This window comes from Dyella sp. 01L423, assembly GCF_056399945.1.
Map to the genome: position 1 here is coordinate 1 of NZ_JBFTSI010000019.1, position 1,552 is coordinate 1,552.

Below are 1,552 nucleotides of genomic sequence, written 5' to 3' on the forward strand. Positions count from 1 at the left end.
GTCCGCTTCACGCCCTGAGCCGTTCCGTCAACTATCCGACGAAGCTAGACCAGCAAGCAAGGGCGAGCCACGGCGCTGCAAGGCCATAAGGTAGCGCGACTCATCGTAGGGCGTGTGGGACAGCCAGCATCGATGCAGGATGCGGATCCATTTGAAGGCCAACGCACGTACCGCGACCTGATGCGGACTGCCCTTGGCGCGCTGCTGGCGATAGAAGGCGCCGGCCCAAAAGGACTTGTTGATGGTCTGCGCGGCCCACTCCACGAAGGTCTGACGCACGAAGGTCGGGCACTGCCAACGCCAGTGGACCCAACTCTTCTTTCCGCTGCGCTGTGTCACCGGCGCGACGCCCGAGTAGCGTTGCAACTGCTCGGCGCGGGCGAAGCGTTCGCGTTGTTCGCCGAAGGCGGCCAGCAAGCGCGGCGTGAGGATCGGGCCACTACCCGGCAACGCATGGAACAGTGCGTAATCGGGAAGCGTGGGCGCCAAGGCCGCGATCTCCTGATCGAAGCGATCAATGGCGCGCAGCGCTACTTGCAGTTGCTCGACCAAGGCGATGGCCAGTAGCCGGTGAGTGGTGATGACGGCTGGATCGTCCGTCAGTAGTAGCGCCGCTCGGATCGCTTGCACGCGCTCGGCAATGAGCCTGGATGAGCGCACGTTGTGGTCTCGGAAGAAMGCTTCAAGCGTGGCCTGGCGTGCATGCTTGGCCTGCTTGAGCGTGGGCCAGCGCTGCAGGAAGTCACTGAAGACCACCGTGTCATGCTGTTCAAACCAGCCTAAAACCTGCGGGTAATACTGTTTGAGCGTGTTGCCCAGGCGATTGACTAAGCGCTTCTTGTCATCAACTAACAACCGCCGCTGCTCGACCAGGAAACCCAAGGTGCGCATCGCCACGCTTTGGGGYTTGAGTGGCGTGAAGCGATGCGGATAACGCTGCATCAAATCCAGAGCGAGTTGCGCATCGGTCGGATCGTCCTTGGCCCGACTCGGCTTGAACGCTTCGCGATACTTCGCCAACAAGGTCGGGTTGATCGGGAACAGCACGAAGAAATCGTACTTCTGCAGCGCATAGACCACCGGTCCCTTTGCGAGCTCCAAGGCGATGGCGATGCGCCCGCCAAAGCGCTGGTGCAATCCTCGCGCCCACGCCTCGATGGCCTCAGGCTGATGGGCAAACGTGCCGAACTCGCGGGCCTCGCTACCGTACGGCTGTAAACAGAAATCGTGTTTTGCGTCGGCCCAGTCCAGACCAACGAAGGCTGTGAAATCGTCATCCCGATGCGTGCTCATGCGTCACCTCGCGGCGTGTCTCGCTCTACGAGACCTGCGTGCCCGAGCTCGGCGAAGGCAATATAGAGAGCCGATGGCTCGGCGTACCCTGAGTATTCGTTGAGGAGCTCAAGCGCACCGGCGAGATCGAAGCCAAAGCGGCGAACATCGAATGTTTGGGTCGAAATATTCGTAACCCGCAGGTGCAAGTCCCGCCCTCACTGGCGGTGATCTGCCAGCTACGCCCAGTGTCATGGAAGGCGGAACGGAATACCTATAT

1 protein-coding gene is annotated in these 1,552 nt (G+C 61.0%); it reads right to left on the reverse strand.

The features are described 5' to 3' along the window. Positions 1-27 precede the first annotated feature (27 nt). Entirely contained in the window at positions 28-1,293 is a 1,266-nt protein-coding gene (locus AC1DMY_RS20820) for an IS110 family RNA-guided transposase (protein WP_477166750.1), read from the reverse strand. Positions 1,294-1,552: the final 259 nt, after the last annotated feature.